We start from the raw sequence: 23401 nt of genomic DNA, 5'->3' as shown, positions 1-23401 counted from the left end.
CTCCTACACCGCCGCGGGTTGCAGTCCCGCCGCCTCCCTCAACTCCTCGTAGGCCTGCCTCGTGCAGCGAGCGAGTTGCGGAAGGCCGTCGAGCGCGGCGCTATTGCCGACAAACCCGAAGTCCATGCTGTCGTGGTAGGACGCCAACGTGGCATTGAGCCCGATCGAGGCGGCAAGGGCCGAGACCGGGTAGATGCCGACGAGGCGCGCACCATTGAGGTATCGGGTCTCCTTGGCGCCCGCCACATTTGAAATGACGAGGTTGCACGCCGGGCGTGCCACCCGGTCCAGGTGTGTCGACGCCCCGAGGCCAGCGAGCGCGACCAACCCCACCGCGTAGGTCATGGCCGCCTCGCTGGACATGCGGCCGAGTTCCTTCTTGCACGCCGCGACCGAGTCGGCAACTTGGCGGAGTCGTTTCGTCGCGCCCGCGCTGGGCTCACCGAGCCGCGGGAAGATCGCCGACACGCGCGTGCCGATCGCCGTGTCCCCGTCCACCCGCATCGACACCGGACACATCGCGATGAAGGGATGCGCGACGGCCTTGCCCGTCTCTCGTAGGTAGGCGTGCAGTCCCGCGTCGATGATGGTGACCGCCACGTCGTTCAGAGTCGCCCCGAAGTGGCGGCCGACCTCATGCATCTCGTCGAGCGGCAGCGACAGCGTCGCGAAGCTTCGCCCGATGTGCAGCGGCGCGTTGGTGGGGCCGTGCTGTGCAACGAACGGCAGGCTGCCCTCGAGATGCGACCGCAACACGCCCGCGATCACCTTGCGCAGCGCACCGAGCGAAACCTGGTTCAGCGCTCCGACTTGTGTAAGCGCCCCGCGAACCGAATCGGCGATGCGCGCTGCCAGTGACGAAGCGGGGTGCGTCGTGGGTTCCGGCGTGGCCAACGCGAAGGCGGGGAGCGGGACGGTGCGCCGGTCGGTCGTGCTCAGCCCGGCGTAGAGCCGCCGCAGGCCCGACTCTCCATCGATGATCGAGTGGTGGGTCTTGGTGTAGATCGCGAACATTCCGTCCGGTACGCCATCGATGACCCAGCAGCGAAAGAGCGGCCGGTCACGGTCGAGTTGTGGCTCATGCAGATCGGCGACGAGCCGCAACAGGTCGTCGTAGGACGCTCCAGCGGGGAGCGCCAGGTGCCCGACGTGGTAGTACGGGTCCCAGTCCGTTACCTCCCGGAAGTGGGGCGCACCCCGACCCAGCAGCTCGGGAACGTAGTTGAACGGCGGTACCGGCGTGCACGACCGGTAGGTGTTCACGATCTCGCGAACGATGGGCGCGCGGCTGGCCGGCTTCTTGAACAGCAGCATCGCGCCGACATGCGTCGTGCCAGCCGGTGACTCGATCAATAGCCACGAAAGGTCCAGGGGTGGAATGGGTTTGGTCATGCCGCTTCTCCTGTCCGTACGGCGATGCTCCCTCCGCGGACGACGGTCGGCGAGGGCATTAGGCCCCCGGTACGGCCGCCGAAAGTCACTCAGGAAGTGTGCTCAAGCCCGGCACGGGCTTGGTCGATCTGCTCGTACGCATAAGCCACCATCGCGGCGGTGGGCATCGTCGCGCCCCGATGGCTGAGCGACTCATACCGCTGCTCGCCCAAGGCGTCGCGAAGTTCTGCGACGGCCGCCCTGAACTCCGGGAACACCGCCAAGGTCATCGGGCTGGAGGCGAAACCGACGATGGTGGCGGCCTGCTCGTCACACCCGTAGCGGTGTAGCGCTGTGGCGAGCACCGCCAGCGGGGTATGCATGGAGACGATGTTGCCCGAGTCGTGGGTGTTGCGGATGGACAGCGTGAGGAAGTCCAGGGCGGCAGTCGGGTCGCCGTGCTCGATCTCGAGGCGGGCCAGATTGAGGGCCAGGTACGACTCGTTCCAGCGGATGCCGATGTCCTGCGCGATCGCCAGGCCGCGGCGCAGAGCATCTAGGGCGGCCGCCGGCTCGGTGTCCCAAGATGCGAAACCAAAGGCCAGCAGCGCGTAGGAAGTCGCCCACGGGTTGTCGGTGGTGTGCGCGGCTTCGATCAGTCCGTTCGCGGTGGCCCGTGCCTCGTCATTGCGACCCGCCACCACCAGGGCCAGGACAAGATTTGTCCACGAGATGTTGAGGGTGTCGCGACCGGATGCGAGATGCGCGCGGCATAACGCGATGCATCGTTCGGGATCGCCGGTCACGATGTAAACGCCGTAGTACAGGCTGTCGAGGCCGAACGGGACTTCTTGGCGGTCACTGCCGTCGCTCGCCGCCGCCTCGCCGGTCATCACGTAGTTGACCGACGCCTGCATTCGACCCTGGGTCCAGCACAGCGCCGCCAGCACCAGCAGGACGGCAAGCCGAGGATGGTCGGTGGCGCGCGCGGGCTCGATCAGTTCTTCGGCCCAGGCGACCGGCTCGTTGTTCTCGAGGAGAAACGCGAGGAGCCCCGCGGTAAACGCGATGGAGGCGGCCGTATCGAGGTCGTTCTGGTCGGCTGCCCACCGAAACGCGGTGCGCAAGTTCGGCAGTTCTATGCCGAACCATTCGTAGGCTTCGCGCTGACGAGGGCTGTCCCAGAGGGCCATGATGTGGGTCTCGCACCCGGCGAAGTAGCGGGCATGCGCGCTGCGGACTTCGGCTGCCTCCCCGCGCGCGACGAGTTGTTCCTCGGCGAGCTGGCGGATCGTCTCCAGCATCGAAAACCTGGTGCGCCCGGCCGACCGGTCGGCGACGAGCAGCGATTTGCGCACCAGGGCGTCGAGCAGGTCCAGCGCGGCGAAGTCGTCATCGAAATCCGCTACCGCGCAGGCGCTTTCGAGGTCGAAGCCGCCGGCGAACACCGAACACCGGTCCATCATCGCTTTTTCATCCTCGCCAAGGTGGTCGTAGGACCAGGCGACCGCGTGGCGCAGCGTCTGGTGGCGTTCCAGTCCGCGCCGTGAGCCGACCAATAGCCTGAAGCGCTGGTCCAGCCGGTCACGAACCTCGATCGGGGTCATCGAGGCCATCCGCGAGGCGGCCAGCTCGATTGCCAGCGGGATCCCGTCCAGACGGTGGCAGATCTCGACCACGGCCTGACCGGCGTCGGTTAGCGAGAACCGCGGCGACACGCTGCGCGCGCGCTCGGCGAACAGGGCCACCGCGGCCGATTCCGTTCCGGCGGCAACCTCCAAAGACGGCACCGGCCATAGTTGTTCGTCCGCGATTCCGAGGCCCTCGCGGCTGGTCGCGAGAATCGTTACGCTCGCCGAGCGCACCAGAATGGCCTCGAACAGATCGGCGGTGGCCTCGCGCAGGTGCTCGCAGTTGTCGAACACCAGCAGCCGTGTCTTGTCTTCGAGTGCGCTCGTTACGCTGTCGGCCATGGACTTGTCCGGCTGCCGGGTGACGCCGAGTACCGCGGCCACGGCGTCGGGGACGGCCGCGGGGTCGGTGACCGCGGCGAGCTCGAAAAGCCAAACGCCATCGGGGAATTGATCGGCCATGCGTGCGGCGCATTCCACGGCGAGGCGGGTCTTGCCGACGCCGCCCACCCCGGTCAACGTCACCAAGCGATGTGCGCGCAGCACCGATTGCACTTCGGCGATTTCGGTTTGGCGCCCAACGAAGCTCGTCGTCCGCGGCCGCAGGTTTCCCCGGCTCGTGTCCACGGCCCGCAACGGGGGGAAGTCGGTCCGCAGCCCGGGCGCACGCACTTGGAACACCCCCACCGGTGTCGGCAGATCACGCAGCCGGCGCCGTCCCAAATCGGCGAAATCAACCCCACTGACCAGGCTGGCCGTCGAATCCGCCACCAGAACCTGACCACCATGGCCGGCGGTCATCACGCGTGCGGCGCGGTTGAGCACCGGGCCGAAATAGTCTCCGTCGCGCAGTTCCGCTTCACCGGTGGCCAACCCCATCCGAACCGGTAGCGCGAGGTTCAGCTGGGCCGCGATTGCGGCATCGACCGCGAGTCTGGCCGACGAGAACGCGGCGCAGACACCGTCACCGGTGTGCTTGAACAGCCAACCCCCGTGCTTATCGATGGCCCGCTGCAACACCTCGTCGTGGGCGGCGAGCGCCGCCCGCATGCCGTCCGGGTCCGCCTCCCACCGGCGGGTCGAACCCTCGACGTCGGTGAACAGGAACGTCACCACCCCGGCAGGGGCAGCCTCCGGGGAGCCGGACACCAACGCAGAATGGCACAACCACGGGAGGACTTCCAGCAAACGTCAATTGCTGGCCGCGCGCAGCGCCTCGAACGTGTCGGCCACGGTGTCCTTCGGGTCCCGATAGGTGATGCCGAGTTCCCGCTCGCTGGGCGAGTCGTCCGACGCCGGCATCTGCGTGTAGTACTGCATCCCCGCCGACGTGAAGGGCGTCTCGAACGGCAAGAACCGGCCCGCCCGGTCGAGCACCGCCCCGGCGACGCGCAGCGCGGTGTCCGGGATGGGAATCGCGACCATCGGGGTGCCGGCGACCTCGCCGAGCATGGTCGCGAGCTCGGCCGCGGGGACCCGATGCCCGCCAGCCGTGTAGCGGCGCGGCCCGCGCCCGGGCTCCAACAGCGCGGCGTGCAACGCGGCCAGATCGCGGACGTCGACAATCAACCAGGCCGCGCTGCGCCCCGGAATCGCGTGCATCTGCACCGCCGCCCTGACGCCCTCGCCGGCCTCACCGAACTGATCGCCGACCGGGGGCCCGAGCACCATCCCGGGATAGGTGATGTTGACGGGCGCGCCGGCGTCCTGCAGTCCGCGGGCATAGATTTCCACCTGCGCCTTGGACGTTCCGTAGCCGTCGGCCCCGCCGACGACCGGCAGGTCCGCCGTGAGCGTCTCCAGGCCTGGATGAAACAGCGCGGTGAAGCTCGACACGTGAATGATCGGATCCAGACCCAGCTCGACGGACTGGCCGAGGACGTTCTGCGCGCCCTGCATGTTCGTCGTCAGCATCTCTTTGGTCTGGCGCGGGTCGGTCGCCACCAGGGCGGCGCTGTGCACGACGGCGTCGCAGCCGCGCAGCGCCTCGCGCACCGAAACGCGATCGGTGATGTCGCCGACGGCGAAGTCCGAGATGTCGACGCCCAACTTGGCGACGGACGTCTTCAGCCGATCGGGATTGCGAACCAGGAACCGGATCGAGTGCCCGGCGTCCGCGATGACCTTGGCGGTCCAACCGCCGACGAAACCCGTGCCGCCCGTGACCAGAACATGCATGCTGCGATTCTGCACGGGCCTACAGATGGCTCGCGGCGTAGGTCGCCCCTTGCTCCGTCATCCCGTTCACCGAATAGGACACGTGCGCGAAGGCGTCGTTGCCGTCACCGCAGATCCCGTCGCCGGGCGCGCACAATTCGAGGGTCTTGGGCTGATACAGCGGCCCGATCGCGATCACCGGCGCGCCGTACTTCTGCAGCCACGGACCCGACGGTGTCCCGAACAGCGTGACTGCGGCGACATGGTTAGCGACCTCGCGCGGCATGGGCTGAGGCACTGCGGACGCCGGTACGCCCGGCGGCACGGCCGCGGAGGTGACGAATCCGGCCACCGCCGCCCCCTGCGAGTAGCCGCCGAGAACCTCGCGGGTCTTCGGGCAGTTCGCCGCCATCGACTCGATGTGCGACCCCGCGTCACGGATGCCGTCGATGACGGTCAGCGGGAAATCGCTGTTGGAAAAGTCGGTGCTGGCGGGGTAATTGACCGGATAGACCCCTAGTGACCGGCCGCCGATCTGCCCGCGCAGCGCATCGACGAACGACCCGCCGACGCCGCCGACACCGGGCGGTTCGCCAGAACCGCGGGCGAAGACGACCTCGACGTCGGGGCACGAGTCGGCCGACGAGGCGGGCGCGGGCGCGCCGAGCAGTGCGGAGGCGGCCGACAGCGCCGCCACTCCCAGGGATGTCGTGAATCGGCGCATGTTTGTAGACCTTCGTCTCATCGGTGTCCTTTACCTGACATTCGACGCCACGAAGGCCGTGGATTGCCAGACTGGTCGGGCGATCGATTACCGCTTGAAGGCGTCCTTCACCTTCTCGCCGGCGTCCTTGAGGCTGGACTTCGCCCGGTCGGCCCGGCCCTCGTCCCTGGTCCGGTCGTCCCCGGTGACCCGGCCGATGGCCTCCTTGGCCCGGCCGCCCACGTCCTCGATCTTGTTCTTTGCTTTGTCTGTAGCGCTCATGGGATTGTGGCTACCCAGCGGCGGGCCATATCGAAACCGCAGGTCGCCCAGCCTGTCATCATGGACTCCGCCTGTCATCATGGACGTTGTGGGCACCGCAGTGGTGGTGGCGATCGTGGCGACACTCATGTTGTTGGGCATCGGCATGGTGGTCAATCAGCTTTTTCGGCTCAGGAAGTGGTTGAACGCCCCGCCCCCGGATCACCCGCCCGGCGAACCGCCCCATGGTCCCCCGGATTGAGCTGTGTTCAGCGCTTTTGCCGGCTGATAGCTTGATGCCGTGATGGCATCGCGCCGGGGATCGACCCTGCTGGTGGCCGACGAGGGCTTGCCGCGGGGCGTGTCCGGCGCCGCGGACCCCCATTTCGCGAACGTCATCGGCATCTTCGCCCGGCTGTTCCCCGGCCGCCGCTTCGGCGGCGGAGCGCTGGCCGTGTTCATCGACGGCGTGCCCGTCGTCGACGTCTGGACGGGCTGGTCGGACCGCGCCGGCACCGAGCGCTGGACCGCCGACACCGGCGCGATGGTGTTCTCGGCGACCAAGGGCGTCGCGTCGACCGTGATTCACCGGCTGGCCGACCGCGGCCTGTTGTCCTATGACGATCCGGTCGCCGAATACTGGCCCGAATTCGCGGCCAACGGGAAGGCCGACATCACGGTGCGCGACGTGCTGCGGCATCGATCGGGGCTGTCGCACCTGCGCGGCGTCACGAAGACGGAGCTGATGGACCACGCGCTCATGGAGGAGCGCCTGGCCGCCGCGCCCGTCGACCATCTGCGCGGCGTGCAGGCCTATCACGCGCTGACCTACGGATGGCTGCTCTCCGGCCTGGCCCGGGCGGTGACCGGAAAGGGCATGCGAGAGCTGATCCGCCAGGAGATCGCGCGCCCGCTCAACACCGACGGCCTGCATTTGGGCCGCCCACCCGAGGGGGCGCCGACCAAGGCGGCGCAGATCCTGATACCGCAGGGCAGGCTGCGCGCCCCGGTGTTCAACTTCATCGCACCGAAACTGGCCGGCCTGCCATTCTCGGGCGCCCTGGGGGCGATGTATTTCCCCGGCGTCGTATCCCTCATCAAGGGCGACACCGGATTCCTGGACGGCGAGGTGCCGGCAGCCAACGGCGTGGTGACCGGCCGCGGGCTGGCCAAGATGTACGCCGCGCTGGCCAACGGCGGCCGGATGGACGGCAAGAAATATCTCTCGGAGGAGTTGGCGGGCGGTCTGGCGGGGCAGGCGCAACGCAAGTGGCCCGACGCAAACATGGTGGTGCCCATGCCTTTTCACCTGGGCTACCACGAGTCACCGGTGCCCGGCCTGCTCAAGGGTTTCGGCCACGTGGGCCTGGGCGGCACCCTCGGCTGGGCCGACCCGGAATCCGGCAGCGCCTTCGGTTTTGTGCACAACCGGCTCTTGACGCCGCTGCTGTTCGACATGGGATCCTTTGCGGGCCTGGCCAGCCCGCTGCGTAACGCCATCGAGGCCGCCCGCCACCAGGGCCCGCTCGAGGTGCCGCAGCTGGGCGCGGCCTACAAGGCCGCCAGGCGCCGGGCCGTCGCGTCCAGCGGTTAGGCCCCTCAGAACCCGAAGAAGCCCGACTGGCCGATGCCCGCGTTGAAGGCGCCCGAGCTCAGGAAGGAGGTGGCCATGTTCGCCAGGCCCGAGCTGAAGCTGCCGGCGTTGAAGAGGCCGGTGTCGAAGGCGGCGTTGCCGAAGTTCCCGATGCCGATGTTGAACGTGCCTGTGGACGAGTTGAAGAAGCCGACGTCATTGCCGCCGCCGGAGTTCATGAACCCGACCGACGCCGATGTGCCGGAGTTGAAGAAGCCCACGTTCCCGATGCCGCTGCCGGAATTCATGAAGCCGCTATTAAAGGCGGTGCCGCCGCTGTTGAAGAAGCCCGAGTTGAAGCTGCCGCCGCCCGTGTTGAAGAAGCCCGACTGATCCGCGCCGGCGTTGCCGAAGCCGGAATTGTTAACCGACTGGATGGCTGAGCTGCCGACGCCGGTGTTGAGGGTGCCCGAATTGAAGAACCCGGTGTTGATCTCACCCGAATTGCCGCTACCGGTGTTGAAGTCGCCCGCGTTGAAGTCGCCGGTGTTGTCGGTACCCGCGTTGAAGTTGCCGGTGTTGCCGACGCCCGAATCGAACATGCCCATGTTCTGCACGCCCGAGTTCCCGAAGCCGGCGTTGAGGCTGCCCGAGTTGGCGAAGCCGAAGTTCCCGTTGCCGGAGTTACCGAATCCCAGGTTGCCGCCGGAGAACTGGTCCGGACCAGCATTGCCGAAGCCCATGTCGAGACCGCCCGAGTTTGAGATGCCGGTGTCGACGTGACCGGAGTTGAAGAGGCCGGTATCGGTGACGCCCGAGTTCCCGATGCCGAAATTGCCGTGGCCGGAGTTGAAGAAGCCGACGTTGTTGGTGCCGGAGTTGAACAGGCCGATGTTGCCGCTGCCGGAGTTCAGCCCGCCGAAATTGAACTGATTGGTCGCGGTGTTGAAGTAGGTGTTGCCGACGCCGATCTCGTTGTTGCCGGTAAGCCCGAAGCCGATGTTGTTGTTCCCAGTGTTCCCGGCGCCGATGTTGCCGTTGCCCGCGGTGCCGCCGGCACCCGAGTTCCCGAAGCCGATGTTGTTGCTACCGAAGTTGCCGAACCCGAAGTTGGCGTTGCCGTTGTTGCCGCTGCCGAAGTTTCCGCTGCCGATGTTGCCGTTGCCATCGTTGTTGCTGCCGTTGTTGCCGAGGCCGAGATTTTGGAAGCCGATGTTGCCCGAGCCGATGTTTTGGCTGCCGATGTTGCCGCTACCCACGTTGAGGTTGCCGGTGTTGCCGCTGCCCAGGTTGGTGGCTCCGGTGTTGCCGTTGCCGAGGTTTTGGTTGCCGATGTTTCCGCTGCCCAAATTGAGGTCGCCGACGTTGCCGCTGCCGAGATTCGAGTTTCCGGTGTTGCCGGGGCCGAGGTTGATGGCGGGCGCGGCCGCGGCCCCGGCCGAGGGCACGGTGCTGGTGAGCGTGCGGACGCTACCATCGACCTTTCTGGCCGCGGCCTGGCGGATGGTCAGCGCTTTGGACACCGACCCGTCGCACGTCTGCCTGACGGCGGCGACCACGGGATCGTCGGATATGGCGACCGCCGCCGCCTGGGTGGCCGCGGCGGGCAGGCTCTGCAGCAGCTGCGGCAGCGACGCCAATTGCGCGGCCGCGGCCGACGCCCCACCGTGATAGCCGACCATCGCGGCCACGTCGGCGGCCCACATCTGTTCGTATTGGCCCTCGACGGCGGCAATCGCTGGGGCGTTGAAGCCCAACAGGTTTGAGCGCACCAGCTGCACCAGCTGGTTGCGGTTGGCGGCGACGAGCACCGGGTGCACCGTGGACGCCAGGGCGGACTCGAAGGCGCTCGCCACCGCCTTGGCCTGTGCGGCCGCGGTCTGCGCCTGGGCCGCCGCGGTGCTCAACCATCCGCTGTAGGGGGTTGCCGCGGCAATCATCGCCGCCGACGCCGGGCCCTGCCACGCCTGGCCCGCCAGGCCGTTGGTCACCGACGAAAACGAGTCGGCCGCCGATCCCAACTCGGCGGCCAGCCCGTCCCACGCCGTCGCCGCGGCCAACATGGGACCGGATCCAGCGCCGCTGAATATCAGCGAGGAATTGATCTCCGGGGGAAAAATCGAAAAGTTCATCGCCGCAGTCCCTTCTGGGCGCAAGATGCTGCGGCGGCGCACGCCATGCCGACCTCAAAGCGCCCGCCCCCGCAGCGGAACGAAGCAGACTATACGAGCAGACCGATCGACTGTGGCCGTTTTCGCCAATTCGGTTCAAACTCAAAAATTGCGTGGGCCTTTCGCCCGGTCACACCTTCGCGAAGCCGCGGGGAAGCGTGAGCGGCAGATCGGTGTAGGTGACGATGCCCGGCGGGGCGGCGACGACCGCCGGGATCGCGTTGATGGCGGGCAGCGCGGTCATGATGTGCCCGAGCGCCATGAAGTCGGCGATCGTCTCGGCCTGGAAGTACGGGGGCGGCAGGAAGCCGACCTTGGTTGTCACCGTTGGCTGCCCGTCGATCTGGATGACCCAGCCGTCCTGGTCGATCTTCCAATCGGGCTCGAGTGTCTGTCCCTTGCGCCACCGGACGTTGAGGTCGATCAACGTCTTGCCGCCGACGACGCCCTGCCAGCTGATGTAGACGCCCGCGACGCATCCGGCCGGGATGGTCCAGGACGCCATCTCGAGATCGGCTGTGGTCTGGGCGAATTCGGCCACGCAACGCACCTCGTCGAGCTCGACGCCGAGCGCGTCGGCCACCAGCCGCACGGCCTCGCCGAAAATGGCAGTCCCTTTCTCCGCCATCTCCGCCAACTCCGGGTGGTCGATCGGCTGGCCGAAGCCGACCGGCTTCTCGGTGTCGGGCGAGTCGTAGAACGTGGTGTCCGCCGCCTCGATGACGGAGACCTTGTCGATCCGGTTGCACACCATCGCCGAGACGATGGCCAACAGCTCGGCGAAGCCCGGGCTGACCCCGGAGCCGAACATCGTCGAGCCGCCCTTCTGGCAGGCTTCGACGATCCGGTCACGCCCCTCGCCGAGGTTGGCGCCGGTGATGAACGACGCCGTCGTCACCACGTTGACGCCCGCGGACAGGATGCGGACCAGTTCGTCGACGCTGATCCACATGGGGTTGTAGACGACGCAGTCCGGTTTCAGGGCGAGCAGCGCGTCGACGTCGTTGGTGGCGCTCACGCCCAGGGGCGCGATGCCGACGAGTTCACCGGCGTCGCGACCGACCTTGTCTTGCGACCAGGCGTAGCAGCCCACGAGTTCGAGCATGGGATTGTCGGCGATCGACTGCAGCGAGCTCTTGCCGACGTTTCCGGTGTTCCACTGGACGACCCGATAGTTGTTTGGCACTCGCTCAGCATAGGGACCGGCGGGGCCGCCGAGAAGCTCAGTAGTCGGATTCGCCGGCCACGATCTCCGCAAGGAACGCGTCGTGCGGCGGCCGGTCTAGCCGTGCCCTGGCCCACCGGCGAACCCGCTCCCGGGTCTCGCGCGCCTCCGACGCCTGGGCGCCGACGATCACCGACGTCGTCGACCAATCGTGGTCCCAGGCGGCCGCCTCCGTCACCGGGCGCTGCTCGCCGTCGACGAGCGGCAGGACCGCGCCGCCGTGGGCGTCCAGGGCGCCGCTGCCGCTGACCTCCCCGGACCGCAGCCGCACCGCGATGCCGGTGGCCGGGTCCGGGCCGATGACGGCCGCCCGCACGACGGCGACCACCGCCGCGTCGGCCATCTGGACGGTCCAGTCGATCGTGTCCTCGCCCGCGTCGAAGATGCCGGGCGGAACCGCGCCCCAGCCGATGGACGCGACACCGCGGGCGATCGGGACCGCGCCGCGCGGAGCTGCGTCGGCGCCGGCTGCCAGCGCGTAGTCGTCTTGCCGCCCGCTACCGACGCCGAGTTCTGCGCTCGGATCATCCAGCGCCGCATACAGCTCCGGCCAGCCGTCGCCGTCCACACCGACCTCCTCGGCCAGCCCGGCGCCGGCCCGCACCAAATCGCGGATCCGCGGATCGCCGTCGCGCAGGTGCGCGAGCAGCGCGGGGCCGTGCGGTGCCAGCAACCCCACCACGTCGGAATCCAGCGTGTCGTCGGTGAAGAAACCCTGCGCGCCCGAGGTCAGCAGCGCAACCTCGACGTCGAGCAGCGCGCGATCGAGGCCGGCGATGCCGTCGAGGCGGCTGGCGGGCCACCACCGCCGCAGCCAATGCCCGATGGCCAGCCGCCGCAGCGGGTCGACCGAGCCCGGCACGATGTCGACCCCGGCGAGCTCGATGGCGCGCGGCTCGTCGGGCGCGCCGTCGACCGCGCCCGCAAGTGCCACGTGCCCGGCTTCGCCCAGCACGCGCCAAAGCCAGTCGGCGCGGGACAAATCGGTGAAGGTGATCCGGGCCTCCGAGGCCGACGCGTCGCCGGTCGGTTCGTCGATCGTCCACGACAGCACGCCGCCGCTGACCTCCAGCACCGCGGCCAGCGGCGAATCGGCGGTGGCGGGGCCGGTGCTCCACAGCCCGGAATCGGCGACCAGTCTCATCCGGCCACCTGCAATTCCAGCATCGCCTTGATGCGTTGCCGATGGTCGAGGCTCACCGATCGCGCGACGCCCTCCAGCAGCGAGCGCACCTCGTCGACGTCGTCGCACGGCTCCTGCCAGACGTCGCGCCCGTGCAGCCGTGCCCACAGCCGGCTCAGGTAGGGCTGGGCGTACGCGGCGAGGTCGTCGACCACCTGCCGCTGGCGCGGATGAATCGGGCCGCCCTCGGCGAGGTAGCGCCGCGCGTGCAGCACGTAGGCCTCCTTGCGCAGGCGGGCCTGGATCTGGGCCGCCAGCGCGTAGCGGCTGGAGACCGAGGGGTCCAGCGGCGACAGCTCGACGGCGATCTCGATGCCGGCCACCAGGGTCGCCTGTTTGTCCTCGGACAGCAGCCCCCAGGGCGCCGCGGCGCGGTCGACCTCCTCCTCGCACAGCAGCGGGATGTCGGGCAGCGCGTCGCGGTCCAGCGCGCGCCGCAGCGTCCCGCGCACCCGGTCGACCACGGTGCGATCCAGCGGGCGATCGCTGTCGGAGCCGCCCGCGATCGGTGGTTGCCGTTGTGGTTGAACGGAACTCAGGCCCAGCCCGACGATCGACCACGGCAGCTCGGCGGCCTCGACCCGGGCCAGGGCGCCCAGGTTGTACGGCGTGGCGTCGGCGATCACGGCCGACCAGACCCGCTCCCGCGCCGCCGCGGCCCGGTGGCTGTTGGCCGGCCCCAGCACCGTGCCGAGCTCGGCGAAAAACGCCCCGGTCCGGTCCGTTTCCGCGGGACGCACGTCGCGCCAGCTGCGGTCGAGCTGAGCGGCCAGCGCCGCCACCACGTCGGCGTTCGCCACGTATTGATGCAGCACCTCGATCGCGGTGCGGTCGCGGCCCTGGTGAATGTCGTGCAGCACCGCGGCCGCCGTCTCGCTATCCTGCGGCGCCGGTGGGCCTTTCGTCACCGCCAGCTCGAAGCAGACCGGAAAGTACAGTTCCTGGGCGTTGCCGGTGCGGATGCGCTGCCGGCGGCGCTCGAGCTTGAGGGTATCGAACCACGCTGCGGCGGAACGCAGTTCGCGTGCGCTGCCGACGATGAGCTCGTGCATCGCCGACGCGGTCTCCGGTGCGACGACGGGGGCAGAATACTGGGGATTGGATCGCAGCCGGAGCACCAGCGGATCGATGATGCGCTTGACGGTCCGGCTCAAGGGTCCGCCGTCGTCGCTGCTGAGCACCTCGACGCCGGGGCCGATCGCGCGCCACGCAGCCTCGATCACCGACCGGCGCGGGTGGCCCACGGCGGCGACCGTCGCAACCTGCGAATCCGCGCTCACCTGGACAGGATAGGGGCTTTTGAAAAATATCGGCAGCCGAAAAGTTGGGTTCGGTAGCCGTTTGGCCGTTAGAGCCTGGTGGCATGAAGAAGCTGATCATGCTGCTGTTGGGGGCCCTCGGGCTCCGGTTCGCCCGGCGCCGGAACGCGGCGGGACCAACCGTCGGGGTCGGCACCGTGCGCACCGTCGGCGACGAGCGCCAGGTTTTCATCGAGGTGGTGGCCGTGTCCGGTGAGACGTTCATCGGAAAGTTGGCACACTGCGGCGACGACGCCGACTTGTCGATGCTTCGCCCCGGCCTGGTCGTGTTGGTGGCGTTCGATCCCGCTGCCCGCGAGGAGCTTTCGCTGCCCGACGACGTGATGGCCGTCAACGCGTCCTGGCTGGCGTCGATCTGATCGCTATCGCGCGCCGTCCACCGCGAAACTGACCATGGCGCCCCAATACAGGGGGCTGGCGGCGAGGACGCCGTCACGCCAGCGGCGCATCTGCGCGCGCTGCCAACGGTTGACCGCGCACCCCGCGTCGTCGCCGTCGTGCGCGTCGTCCACGGCCATAACGGTGTCGGCCATCGGGTCGGCGGATTCGTGGCCCGCGAACATTCGATAGGCCGCGGAGGTGGGCAGCGACCACAAGGTGGCGCTGACCAACTGGGCGCCACCCAGGACCATCGCGGCCACCAGGCCGGTCGCCTCGTCGAATTGATAGTCGCCGCCGGATCCGCAGGCCAGCAGGGCGACCCGCGGGGGGATGGGCAGTTGCAAGGACATCAGGTCCGACGCGGTCAGCGGGCGATGGTCGCCGATTGCCTCGGCGTCGCCGGGAATCTCGGCCGTGCAGGCCAGGTGCAGCGCCGCGCGGTCGGCCTGGCCGTGTGCCGAACTGGCGTGGCCGACGTACATGAGCCGGCTCGGGGATTGCGCGAGCTGCTTGGCCAGCCAGACGCGGTCGGCGTCCTGGCGGCGGAACAGTTCGACCGCGTCGTCGACGTCCGGCAGCACCGGCCGGCGCTTCATCAGCCCGGTGAAGTGTTGCGCCAGTTGGGTTTCCGCCGAGGGTCTGCCCAGCACCGAGCCGAGCGCGGAGTCCGGGCGCTGCCCGGGCACCCGGGGGTCGAGGACCAGGACCGGCGGCTGGTCGCGGCGGGCTTCCCAGCCGGCCGGCGCCCGCGGCGAGTGCACGATGTTGGGCGGCACCGCCATCAGCACGTCGACGAGTTCCATCAGGCGGTGGCCGTCGGTGCGGGCGTCGATATCGTCGAGCTGCCAGGGGATCTGGGCGGCCACCCGGCCGCTGGCGGTGATGGCGTCCTGGCGGGCCCGCACGAGTTCTTCCTTGCTCGGCCCCGATTTCGGCACCGCCAGCAGGCCCCACGGCACGCGCGCCAGCCGGGAGCTGGGCGAGACGAACAGCACGGCACGCGGCGTCGCCACGCACTCCGTCAACAGCTGCCAGCCGGCGGCGCCGATGAGCAGCACACCGAGGATGTAGGCCATCGTCAGCTCGGTGTCCGGGGCCGCGAAAGGCCCCGTCGTCAGCGCCCGCTCGATCGCGTCGCGGCGGCTCTCGGTGCCGTGCGGCTCCGGCAGGGCGCCGACCAGCTCCTGTAGGGCCGCAAGCAGGATCGGGTCTTCCACCACCCAGTTGACGGTCCGGGACGGCTGCCCGACCACCCGCAAACTCGCGTACGTGACGATCCCGACGTCGGCGAACCGCAGGACCAGAGTCGGCCGGTCCGGATCGCTCATGGCCACGTGGACCAGGCGGGTTCGCCGGCGGTGACCTCGCGGCCGTAGCGCTGCAACGCCAGTTCGCGATAGTGGCTCATGATCGGCGCGGCGTCCGGCTGCATCCGCAGCGGCGGCAACGGGCCCAGCCGCGTGAGTGAACGGCCACCGCCCGCCGGCGGGCCGGCCGCGGCCAGCGCCTGACCGTCCTCGATGAGCACCGGGGGGGCCGCGGTGGACGCCCACTCGCCGATCTTGGCGCGCTCGGGTTCCATGTCGAAAGTCCCCCGGGCGCTGTGGTATTCGACCAGCTCGCTGATGAGCTCGGTGTTCTCCCATTCCCACGCGACGGCGAAGGCCCCGGCCAGGATGGGCGCCGAAACGCTGGTCGCCCAGCGCGATCTCGCGTCGGCGTCGGCGATCGAATACCGCACCGAGTCGACCGCGAGCGCGGCCGGCACCTTGAGCTCCGCCGCCTGTTCGAGCTTGCTCATGCCGCGCCAGTACTCCGGGGTGCCGATCTCGCCCTTGAGGATGCCGAGGCCCTCGGCCTGGCGCGCCTCGGTTTCCTCCAGCGTCTCGTCGGGATCGCCCGAGCTGTCGAAGCCGAGGTCCGCCAACGCATCCGCGCGCCACACCGTGCCGAGGTGGTTGTCGAGCTGCGCGTACTGCAGCCAACTGCTGCGCGGCGACGAGTCGAGCAGTTCGCGCGCCTCGGCGATCAGCTCGACCGCCTCGGCGAACTTGCTCCAAAAGATCGCGATCCAGCTGCGTTGCAACAGAATACGGTGTAGGTACAGCGGCTTGCCGAGCTCGCGCCAGTGCCGCTCGGCATGCTCCCAGCAGTCGTCGGCCTCCTGCAGGGCGCCGGATCCCAGCCTGGTGAATCCCATGTACAGCCAGCATCGGGCGATGTCGTGCGCCCGGTCGTAACGCGCGATCACGGGGTAGGCCTCCGACACCAATTTCTCGGTTCCGGCGTGATCGGCCGACGCCCAGCGGGCCGCCGCGCGTTCCAATTGCGTTCTGGCCGCGGCCAATTCCCAGCCGTTCGCTTGCGCGCGGGCTCCCGCGCGGCGCAGCCAGGGTTCCGCCTCGGCCAATCGCCCCGTCTCGACGCAGAACCTGCCGTACTCGGTGGCCGCCGCGACCCGGAGATAGTCGCCGAACGGGGTGTCGCCGCGCAGGCGATCGGGGTCTTCGAGCGCGGCGAGTATCTGCTCCCACAACGGAACCGACTGCACGTGCAGGTCGTCGTCGCAGAGCGCGCTCGCGCACAGCGTTTGCGCATACGTGACGAGGTAGCCGTGCTCGTCGGCGAGGTCGGCGAAATCGTTCGGCGGGCCCTGGTCCGCCAACGCCGCCAGTGCCGTCGCGGCGCCCTCGTGATCGCCGAGCGCGGCGGCCAGGCCCGTCTGAAGAAACTGCGCCCGCCGCGAGTACCGCGCGGTCATGTGCGCCAGCTCGGCGTCGGACATGTGCACCTGTTCGGCGGCCTCCGGCATGGTGCCCGCGGCGATTCCTTCGTAGACGGCCACGCAGTCGCGGATGCGCCGGATCGACTCGCGCACTCCGTCATTCACTCCGCGCGCCAAGTAGATCTCACCGAGCTGCGCGAGGGCCTCCAGCATCAGATCGTCCCGGTCTTCCCGCTCGATCTGCGGTATCAGCGACAGCAGCAGATCGCGCGCCCGGGTTTCGTCGGCGGCAAACGCCAACCGGCGCGCGTTCTCCAATTCGCCGGGGATCGACACGGCTGCATCATAAGTCCGCCGCCGCGAACGTGGCGAGGAACCGGAGCGGCGGGCGTGTGAGTGAAGGCACGCCCGCCGTCCCGGCGTTCGATCGATCAACCGCAAGTGACCTTGATGCTGAAGTCCTTGGTGATCATCCCCGCCATCGGGTTCTTCATGTCGGCGCCCTGCGCCTGGCCGGTGATGGTGTAGGTCTTGCCGTCCACCGCCACGTTGGCCGACCCGACCTTCGCACCCATGCCGTTGCTGACCGACAGGGCGTTGCCGTCGACGAAGAGCGCCAGCGACTCGACCGCCGGGGGGTTCGCGTCGGTCATGACCACGGCCAGCGCCTGCTGGGGACCGCCGGTGGAGCCGCTGCCGATGTCGATCTTGCCGCCGGTCCTGACGCAAGTCACCGCGGACGGGTTCAGGCCGGCCAGGTCGGTGCCGCCAACCTTGACCTGCGCGTTGGTGCCGGTGCCGGTGGAGGCACTGGGCGCTGTGCTGGACGCCGGGCTGGCTGAGTGGTCGCCGCTCGAGCAGCCCACCAGCGCAGATGCGACCCCGAGGGTTCCAATGGCTCCCACGAGAAGACGTTTCACTGCAGTTCCTTCCTTCATGCGCCGCCCCAGTGGCGTCGTCATGGGCGCAAGTACAGACCGGCCGCCTCGCTACCGATCCCAATTTCGGAGCCCACCCGGTAGGCTGCCTCGACACGGCCCACGAAGGGAGACGCGCAGTGGCGAGCGTGAAGTGGCTGGAACAGCCTGAGGCGCATGACTTCCCGGCGGCGGCCGACTACCTCGCCTTGCTCGCGGCGCCGGGCACCGCCAATGCGTTGGCCGAAAAACTGAAGGCGGGAGTCGTCAGCCACAAGAAGGCCAAAGACATCCTGCGGGCGGCGCAGCTGAGGCTGCTGCCCGACGACAACCCGCACGTCGCCGCCGACCTGTCCAAGATCAAGAAAGGGCAGGCGCTGTCCCCGATTCTGCTGGTGCGCGGCGATTTCACGACGGGTGTCCCGCTGCAGATCGCCGACGGCTACCACCGAGTGTGCGCGAGCTATCACACCGACGAAAACACCGACATCCCCGTCGTTATCGTTTCACCGTGATCGAGATCGAAGCCGCCGGCGCGGTCCAGGTACTGACCCTTTCCTCGGGGCGCGTCAACGCCCAGGACGTAGAGCTGCTGAAGGAGCTGACCGAGGCGCTCGGGCAGCTGCAGCACTCCGGCGGCGGCGCCCTCGTGATCACCGGCGCCGGCCGCGCGTTCAGCGCCGGGGTCGACCTCAACCGGGTGGTGGAGGGCGGTGCCGGCTACACCGACCGGCTGATCCCGGCGCTGTCCGAGGCGTTCGAGGCGATGTTCTGCTACCCGGGCCCCACGGTGGCCGCGATCAACGGTGCCGCCATCGCGGGCGGGTGCGTGCTGGCCTGCGCCTGCGACCGCCGGTTGATCAGCCCTGAAGCGCAGATCGGGGCGTCCGAGGTCCGGGTCGGGGTGCCGTTCCCGGTCGCCGCGCTCGAGGTGATGCGCTACGCGTGCGGGGACCGCGCCGAGGACGTGCTACTCGGCGGCGGCGTCTACCGCGGCGACGACGCCATCGCCAACGGGCTCGCCCACCGCGTCGTCGCTGACGACCTCCTCGGGGCGGCGGTGGCGGAGGCGTCCGACCTCGCCGGCATCGCGGCCGAGGCGTATCGCCACACGAAGGCCCAGTTGCGAGCCCCCACCCTGGCGCGGATGCGCGAGGGTGCCCTGGTCGACAGCGAAGTCCGGCAGTTGTGGGGCGCGGCCGAGACGCAGCGGCGCCTCGCCGCCTACGTCGAGAGCCTGCGGCGTCGCTGAAGCTGGCTTAGCAGCCGAATCACTCGTCGAGCGCGATGCCGCCGCGGGTGCGCCGGCGCCGCATCCGGTGTGAGCCCTTGCCGGTCGGCCGGCGGTTCTGCAGGCCGCCCCGGGGCTCCTCGGCGTCCTCGGCTTCCGCCGGCGCCTCGTCGGTGTCCTCGGTGTCCTCGGCGTCCGATTCTGCTTCGGCAGTGGCCTCGACGGACTCTTCCGCCTTCTTGGGTTCTTCGGCTTCGTCGGGTTCTTCGGTCTCGTCGGTCTCGTCGGCGTCGGGCTCTTCGGCCACTTCGTCGGCCTCGTCCGCCTTCTTGCGGCGCAGGCCGCGCTTCTTGGGCTCCTTGGCCTTCTTCGGCTTGATCGGTTTCGGCGGTGGCGGCGGCAACTCGGCGATGAACGACAGGTAGAAGGCGAAGATGCCGATGACGCCGATCGCGGCGGCGGCCCCGTAAATCGCGAACAACCACTGACCCGCGTGGTCCAGGCTGAGCCAGATCTCGCTGATCGCCGTCCCGATGATCAGCACACCGGACAGCACGTGGGCGACGATCGACCACAGCCTGATGGTCAGGGCCAGCTGCGGGGTCCCCAGCTCCGGCTTGCGGGTCCGCAACTGGGTGAACACCACGGGCAGCGCGGCCAGGGCCATCAGCACACCCGTCACAATCCGAAGCGTCGTCCCCACCGAATGCGTGGTGTCGCCCATCAGCTCAGGCCAGCGGGGCAGCACGAAAAAGAAGTAGAGGACGCCGGCAGCGACCGAAAACGACGCGTGCCACGGTATGGCGACCTTGCGCCCCATACGCCTCCTCATGCTGCGGGTAAGCCCAAGCCAGCCTAAAGGCCGGTCAAAGCGATTCCAAACAACCCCGTGCGTGGTCGCGCCTCAAGCGAGGACGACCGGTGGCGGAGGATGCGGGATTTGAACCCGCGAGGGCTGTTAACCCAACCCGCGTTCCAGGCGAGCGCCATAGGCCACTAGGCGAATCCTCCGTGGGCCATGGTAACCGAGTGGCGCGCGGTCGCCGCCGGTTGCTTGGGGCCCAGGTACTAGACTCGCCGAAGGACCCCGCGCGGCGTCTATCCTGTGAACTCCCCCAGGGCCGGAAGGCAGCAAGGGTCAATGGGCTCTGTCGGGTGCGCGGGGTCCCCTATGTTGAATGACTGGCGACCCGCTTCGCCCGGCTCCGCCGCGCTTGCGATCGCCAGGTATCCCACCCCCGGTCGGACCGCGAAAGGGCCCGCATAGCTATGGCGTCGTTCGATTCCCTCAGCCCTGACGAGCTGACCGCGGTGCACGCGCGCAACCAGCAGGATTATGCGGAGTTGCAGGGCAAGAAGCTGGCTTTGGATCTGACCCGCGGCAAACCCTCGCCCGAGCAGCTCGACCTGTCCAACCAGCTGCTGAGCCTGCCCGGCGACGATTACCGCGACGCCGAGGGCACCGACACCCGCAACTACGGCGGCCTGCACGGCCTGCCGGAACTGCGGGCAATCTTCGGGGAGCTGCTCGGCATCCCGGTGCAGAACCTGATCGCCGGCAACAACTCCAGCCTCGAGCTGATGCACGATCTCGTCGCGTTCTCGATGTTGTACGGCGGCGTGGACTCGCCGCGGCCCTGGAAGGACGAGGCGAGCGTCAAATTCCTGTGCCCGGTGCCCGGCTACGACCGGCACTTCGCCATCACCGAGACGATGGGCGTCGAGATGATCCCCGTCCCGATGCTGGCCGACGGCCCGGACGTCGACCTCATCGAGGAGCTGGTCGCCGTCGACCCCGCCATCAAGGGGATGTGGGCGGTACCCGTGTTCGGCAACCCAACCGGAGTCACGTACTCGTGGGAGACGGTTCGGCGGCTGGTGCAGATGCGGACCGCGGCGCCCGACTTCCGGCTGTTCTGGGACAACGCTTACGCGGTGCACACGCTGACGCACGACTTCATCCGGCAGGTCGACGTGCTCGGTCTGGCGGCCGCGGCAGGCAATCCCAACCGGCCCTACGTCTTCGCGTCCACCTCGAAGATCACCTTCGCCGGCTCCGGGGTCAGCTTCCTGGGCGGGTCGCTGGGCAACATCGCCTGGTACCTGCAATACGCGGGCAAGAAATCGATCGGCCCGGACAAGGTGAACCAGCTGCGGCACCTGCGGTTCTTCGGCGACGCCGACGGCGTTCGCCTGCAGATGCTGCGCCACCAGCAGATCCTGGCGCCCAAATTCGCGCTGACGCTCGAGATCCTGGATCAGCGGCTGAGCGACTCGAAGATCGCGTCGTGGACCGACCCCAAGGGCGGCTACTTCATCAGCCTCGACGTGCTGCCCGGCACGGCGCGACGGACCGTCGCCCTGGCCAAGGACGCGGGCATCGCGGTGACCGAGGCGGGCGCGTCGTTCCCGTACCGCAAGGATCCGGACGACAAGAACATCCGGATCGCGCCGACCTTCCCGTCGCTGCCGAACCTGCGCGACGCGGTCGACGGGCTGGCGACCTGCGCGCTGCTGGCCGCCTCCGAGTCCCTGCTGGTCGCCTCCCCGTCGAGCGTGAGCTGACGCTTTCTCACACTCGACGCCGCCCGGGCTTTAGTCAGCGCGCGCCGGTAGCCTGCTGACCGTGGCCCTCTACCGCAAATACCGACCGGCAACCTTCGCCGAAGTAGTGGGGCAGGAGCACGTCACCGAGCCGCTGTCCATCGCCCTGGAAGCCGGCCGAATCAACCACGCCTACTTGTTTTCCGGGCCGCGCGGCTGCGGAAAAACGTCGTCGGCGCGCATCCTGGCCCGGTCGTTGAACTGCGCGCAGGGCCCGACGGCCAACCCGTGCGGGGTGTGCGACTCCTGTGTCGCGCTGGCGCCCAACGCGCCGGGCAGCATCGACGTGGTGGAGCTCGACGCCGCCAGCCACGGTGGTGTGGACGACACCCGCGAGCTGCGCGACCGCGCCTTCTACGCCCCCGCGCAGTCGCGCTACCGGGTTTTCATCGTCGACGAGGCGCACATGGTGACCACCGCCGGGTTCAACGCGCTGCTGAAGATCGTGGAGGAACCGCCCGAGCACCTCATCTTCATCTTCGCCACCACCGAGCCGGAGAAGGTGCTGCCGACGATCCGCTCGCGCACGCACCACTACCCGTTCCGGCTGCTGCCGCCGAAGACCATGCGGGCCCTGGTCGGGCGGATCTGCGAACAGGAGGGCGTCGTCGTCGACGACGCGGTGTATCCGCTGGTGATTCGCGCCGGCGGGGGCTCGCCGCGCGACACGCTTTCGGTGCTGGATCAGTTGCTGGCCGGTGCCGAGGGCAATCACGTGACCTATCAGCGGGCGCTGGGCCTGCTGGGCGCCACCGACGTCGCCCTGATCGACGACGCCGTCGACGCGCTGGCCGCCGCGGATGCCGCCGCGTTGTTCGGCGCGGTCGAATCGGTGATCGACGCCGGGCATGACCCGCGGCGCTTCGCCACCGATCTGTTGGAGCGTTTCCGCGATCTCATTGTGCTGCAAGCGGTTCCGGATGCCGTGAGCCGCGGCGTGGTGGACGCGCCAGAGGACGTGCTGGACCGGATGCGTGAGCAGGCGGCGCGGATCGGCCCGGCGACCCTGACCCGCTACGCCGAGGTGGTGCAGGCCGGGCTGGGGGAGATGCGCGGCGCGACGGCGCCGCGCCTGCTGCTCGAAGTGATCTGCGCGCGCCTGCTGCTGCCCTCGGCCAGCGACGCCGAGTCCGCACTGCTGCAGCGCGTCGAGCGGATCGAGGCCCGCCTGAGCGTCTCCATCCCGGCGTCGGAAGCGGCGGCCACCGAGCCGAGCCCCCCGCCGCGGCGGCCGGCCTTTTCCCGGCCCCAGCCGAAACCCGAACCGAAACCCGAGCCCACCCCGGAGCCCGCCGCCGAGCAGGCTCCACCGCTGGCTCCCGCGCCCGCGCCCGCGCCGGAGCCCGAGCCCGAATCCGCCGCTGCCCCAGGCGAACTCAACGCCTCGGCGGTGCGGACCATGTGGCCGACGGTGCGCGACAAGGTGCGCCAGCGTTCCCGCACCACCGAGGTGATGCTCGCGGGCGCCACCGTCCGCGCGGTGGAGGACAACACGCTGGTGCTGACCCACGCGTCGGCGCCGCTGGCCAAGCGGCTGTCCGAACAGCGCAACGCCGACGTCATCGCCGAAGCCCTCAAGGACGCGCTGGGGGTGAGCTGGAGGGTGCGCTGCGAGGTCGGTGCGGCCGAACCCGGGCCGACCGCCGCCCCGGCCGCCAGGCGGGAAGCGCCCCCGGACGAGCCGCCCGACGGGGGTTCGGCCCAGCGTGACGAAGAGGAGCACATGCTGGCCGAGGCCGGTCGCAGTGAGGCAGGGCCGCGGCGCGATCCGGAAGAGGCCGCGCTCGAGCTGCTGCAGAACGAGTTGGGCGCGCGCCGGATCGACGGCGCCTAGTGGCGACCGTAAGCGCGGCGTAGCCGGGCGCAACGGGTCGCCACCATCGGGCTAGTGGCGACCGTAAGCGCGGCGTAGCCGGGCGCAACGGGTCGCCACCATCGGACTAGCCCAG

At 69.2% G+C, this 23401-nt stretch carries 20 protein-coding genes, 1 tRNA gene, 1 other RNA gene and 1 pseudogene; 8 read left to right on the top strand and 15 right to left on the bottom strand.

From position 1 onward, the window contains the following. Window positions 1-3: 3 nt before the first annotated feature. The 5 genes from AC5Y7V_RS00215 to AC5Y7V_RS00195 all read right to left on the bottom strand — a co-directional run bounded on the left by AC5Y7V_RS00215 (window position 4) and on the right by AC5Y7V_RS00195 (window position 6144). Window positions 4-1392: a wax ester/triacylglycerol synthase family O-acyltransferase gene (locus AC5Y7V_RS00215; RefSeq protein WP_499878055.1), complete on the bottom strand. Its 1389-nt coding sequence runs from the start codon at window positions 1390-1392 to the stop codon at window positions 4-6. 89 nt (window positions 1393-1481) lie between these two features. After that, window positions 1482-4151: an ATP-binding protein gene (locus AC5Y7V_RS00210; protein ID WP_499878054.1), complete on the bottom strand. Its 2670-nt coding sequence runs from the start codon at window positions 4149-4151 to the stop codon at window positions 1482-1484. 42 nt (window positions 4152-4193) lie between these two features. Continuing rightward, window positions 4194-5180, bottom strand: coding sequence for an SDR family NAD(P)-dependent oxidoreductase (locus AC5Y7V_RS00205; RefSeq protein WP_499878053.1), 987 nt, complete (start codon window positions 5178-5180; stop codon window positions 4194-4196). A 19-nt stretch (window positions 5181-5199) separates the two neighbouring features. After that, a complete protein-coding gene (locus tag AC5Y7V_RS00200; protein ID WP_499878052.1) occupies window positions 5200-5883 on the bottom strand; it encodes a cutinase family protein in 684 nt (227 codons plus the stop codon). Between the two features lie 87 nt (window positions 5884-5970). Then, complete coding sequence (locus AC5Y7V_RS00195; RefSeq protein WP_499878051.1) at window positions 5971-6144, bottom strand: CsbD family protein; 174 nt, start codon at window positions 6142-6144, stop codon at window positions 5971-5973. Window positions 6145-6232: 88 nt separating this feature from the next. On the opposite strand from AC5Y7V_RS00195, the gene AC5Y7V_RS00190 reads away from it, so the two are divergent. Both AC5Y7V_RS00190 and lipL read left to right on the top strand, forming a co-directional pair. After that, window positions 6233-6385 carry a hypothetical protein gene (locus AC5Y7V_RS00190; RefSeq protein WP_499878930.1) on the top strand — a complete coding sequence of 51 codons (153 nt, stop codon included), beginning with the start codon at window positions 6233-6235 and terminating at the stop codon, window positions 6383-6385. A 42-nt stretch (window positions 6386-6427) separates the two neighbouring features. Beyond that, window positions 6428-7717 (top strand): esterase/beta-lactamase LipL, encoded by a 1290-nt coding sequence (lipL, locus tag AC5Y7V_RS00185; RefSeq protein ID WP_499878050.1) that lies wholly within the window; start codon window positions 6428-6430, stop codon window positions 7715-7717. A gap of 5 nt (window positions 7718-7722) precedes the next feature. On the opposite strand, the gene AC5Y7V_RS00180 is transcribed toward lipL, so the two are convergent. From AC5Y7V_RS00180 to AC5Y7V_RS00165, 4 genes are all read right to left on the bottom strand, one after another. After that, on the bottom strand, window positions 7723-9828 hold the full coding sequence (locus AC5Y7V_RS00180; protein ID WP_499878049.1) for a PPE family protein: 2106 nt from the start codon (window positions 9826-9828) through the stop codon (window positions 7723-7725). A 169-nt stretch (window positions 9829-9997) separates the two neighbouring features. Further along, entirely contained in the window at window positions 9998-11053 is a 1056-nt protein-coding gene (locus AC5Y7V_RS00175) for an NAD(P)H-dependent amine dehydrogenase family protein (protein ID WP_499878048.1), read from the bottom strand. A 37-nt stretch (window positions 11054-11090) separates the two neighbouring features. Further along, on the bottom strand, window positions 11091-12236 hold the full coding sequence (locus AC5Y7V_RS00170; RefSeq protein ID WP_499878047.1) for a hypothetical protein: 1146 nt from the start codon (window positions 12234-12236) through the stop codon (window positions 11091-11093). Further along, complete coding sequence (locus tag AC5Y7V_RS00165) at window positions 12233-13555, bottom strand: hypothetical protein (RefSeq protein ID WP_499878046.1); 1323 nt, start codon at window positions 13553-13555, stop codon at window positions 12233-12235. The genes AC5Y7V_RS00170 and AC5Y7V_RS00165 overlap by 4 nt, the downstream gene beginning before the upstream one ends. A gap of 44 nt (window positions 13556-13599) precedes the next feature. On the opposite strand from AC5Y7V_RS00165, the gene AC5Y7V_RS00160 reads away from it, so the two are divergent. Then, window positions 13600-13953: a hypothetical protein gene (locus AC5Y7V_RS00160; protein ID WP_499878045.1), complete on the top strand. Its 354-nt coding sequence runs from the start codon at window positions 13600-13602 to the stop codon at window positions 13951-13953. 3 nt (window positions 13954-13956) lie between these two features. On the opposite strand, the gene AC5Y7V_RS00155 is transcribed toward AC5Y7V_RS00160, so the two are convergent. From AC5Y7V_RS00155 to AC5Y7V_RS00145, 3 genes are all read right to left on the bottom strand, one after another. Beyond that, the gene (locus AC5Y7V_RS00155; protein WP_499878044.1) at window positions 13957-15303 is read right to left on the bottom strand and encodes a CHAT domain-containing protein; all 1347 of its coding nucleotides are present in this window, start codon (window positions 15301-15303) and stop codon (window positions 13957-13959) included. After that, on the bottom strand, window positions 15300-17036 hold the full coding sequence (locus AC5Y7V_RS00150; protein WP_499878043.1) for a hypothetical protein: 1737 nt from the start codon (window positions 17034-17036) through the stop codon (window positions 15300-15302). The genes AC5Y7V_RS00155 and AC5Y7V_RS00150 overlap by 4 nt, the downstream gene beginning before the upstream one ends. A 95-nt stretch (window positions 17037-17131) precedes the next feature. Further along, a complete protein-coding gene (locus AC5Y7V_RS00145; RefSeq protein ID WP_499878878.1) occupies window positions 17132-17638 on the bottom strand; it encodes a lipoprotein LpqH in 507 nt (168 codons plus the stop codon). A gap of 119 nt (window positions 17639-17757) precedes the next feature. On the opposite strand from AC5Y7V_RS00145, the gene AC5Y7V_RS00140 reads away from it, so the two are divergent. Both AC5Y7V_RS00140 and AC5Y7V_RS00135 read left to right on the top strand, forming a co-directional pair. Beyond that, window positions 17758-18132 (top strand): hypothetical protein, encoded by a 375-nt coding sequence (locus tag AC5Y7V_RS00140; RefSeq protein WP_499878042.1) that lies wholly within the window; start codon window positions 17758-17760, stop codon window positions 18130-18132. After that, window positions 18129-18869 carry an enoyl-CoA hydratase/isomerase family protein gene (locus AC5Y7V_RS00135; RefSeq protein ID WP_499878041.1) on the top strand — a complete coding sequence of 247 codons (741 nt, stop codon included), beginning with the start codon at window positions 18129-18131 and terminating at the stop codon, window positions 18867-18869. The genes AC5Y7V_RS00140 and AC5Y7V_RS00135 overlap by 4 nt, the downstream gene beginning before the upstream one ends. 19 nt (window positions 18870-18888) lie before the next feature. On the opposite strand, the gene lucA is transcribed toward AC5Y7V_RS00135, so the two are convergent. After that, window positions 18889-19668: a lipid uptake coordinator LucA gene (gene lucA, locus AC5Y7V_RS00130; protein WP_499878040.1), complete on the bottom strand. Its 780-nt coding sequence runs from the start codon at window positions 19666-19668 to the stop codon at window positions 18889-18891. 102 nt (window positions 19669-19770) lie between these two features. After that, a tRNA-Ser gene (locus AC5Y7V_RS00125) sits at window positions 19771-19859 on the bottom strand. A gap of 67 nt (window positions 19860-19926) precedes the next feature. Between AC5Y7V_RS00125 and ffs the strand changes: the two genes are divergently transcribed. The 3 genes from ffs to AC5Y7V_RS00110 all read left to right on the top strand — a co-directional run bounded on the left by ffs (window position 19927) and on the right by AC5Y7V_RS00110 (window position 23286). Continuing rightward, an RNA gene (ffs, locus tag AC5Y7V_RS00120) (signal recognition particle sRNA small type) lies at window positions 19927-20023 on the top strand. A 94-nt stretch (window positions 20024-20117) separates the two neighbouring features. Further along, a complete protein-coding gene (locus tag AC5Y7V_RS00115; protein WP_499878039.1) occupies window positions 20118-21413 on the top strand; it encodes an aspartate aminotransferase type Ic in 1296 nt (431 codons plus the stop codon). A gap of 61 nt (window positions 21414-21474) precedes the next feature. Continuing rightward, entirely contained in the window at window positions 21475-23286 is a 1812-nt protein-coding gene (locus AC5Y7V_RS00110; protein ID WP_499878038.1) for a DNA polymerase III subunits gamma/tau, read from the top strand. Here AC5Y7V_RS00110 and AC5Y7V_RS00105 read toward each other — a convergent pair. Beyond that, window positions 23218-23374: pseudogene (locus AC5Y7V_RS00105) on the bottom strand (gamma-glutamyl-gamma-aminobutyrate hydrolase family protein); the annotation flags it as partial. The gene AC5Y7V_RS00110 and the pseudogene AC5Y7V_RS00105 sit on opposite strands and share 69 nt — an antisense overlap. Between the last annotated feature and the right edge of the window lie 27 nt (window positions 23375-23401).

This window comes from Mycobacterium sp. NGS34 (assembly GCF_059812845.1).
This window is presented reverse-complemented; position numbering and strand designations above follow the sequence as displayed.

Bases quoted from the DNA above. Each gene is read 5' to 3' on its own strand.
- AC5Y7V_RS00215 (WP_499878055.1), bottom strand. From the start codon at position 1,392: ATGACCAAACCCATTCCACCCCTGGACCTTTCGTGGCTATTGATCGAG.
- AC5Y7V_RS00205 (WP_499878053.1), bottom strand. From the start codon at position 5,180: ATGCATGTTCTGGTCACGGGCGGCACGGGTTTCGTCGGCGGTTGGACC.
- AC5Y7V_RS00200 (WP_499878052.1), bottom strand. From the start codon at position 5,883: ATGCGCCGATTCACGACATCCCTGGGAGTGGCGGCGCTGTCGGCCGCC.
- AC5Y7V_RS00195 (WP_499878051.1), bottom strand. From the start codon at position 6,144: ATGAGCGCTACAGACAAAGCAAAGAACAAGATCGAGGACGTGGGCGGC.
- lipL (WP_499878050.1), top strand. From the start codon at position 6,428: ATGGCATCGCGCCGGGGATCGACCCTGCTGGTGGCCGACGAGGGCTTG.
- AC5Y7V_RS00180 (WP_499878049.1), bottom strand. From the start codon at position 9,828: ATGAACTTTTCGATTTTTCCCCCGGAGATCAATTCCTCGCTGATATTC.
- AC5Y7V_RS00170 (WP_499878047.1), bottom strand. From the start codon at position 12,236: ATGAGACTGGTCGCCGATTCCGGGCTGTGGAGCACCGGCCCCGCCACC.
- AC5Y7V_RS00155 (WP_499878044.1), bottom strand. From the start codon at position 15,303: ATGAGCGATCCGGACCGGCCGACTCTGGTCCTGCGGTTCGCCGACGTC.
- AC5Y7V_RS00145 (WP_499878878.1), bottom strand. From the start codon at position 17,638: ATGAAGGAAGGAACTGCAGTGAAACGTCTTCTCGTGGGAGCCATTGGA.
- lucA (WP_499878040.1), bottom strand. From the start codon at position 19,668: ATGGGGCGCAAGGTCGCCATACCGTGGCACGCGTCGTTTTCGGTCGCT.
- AC5Y7V_RS00115 (WP_499878039.1), top strand. From the start codon at position 20,118: ATGGCGTCGTTCGATTCCCTCAGCCCTGACGAGCTGACCGCGGTGCAC.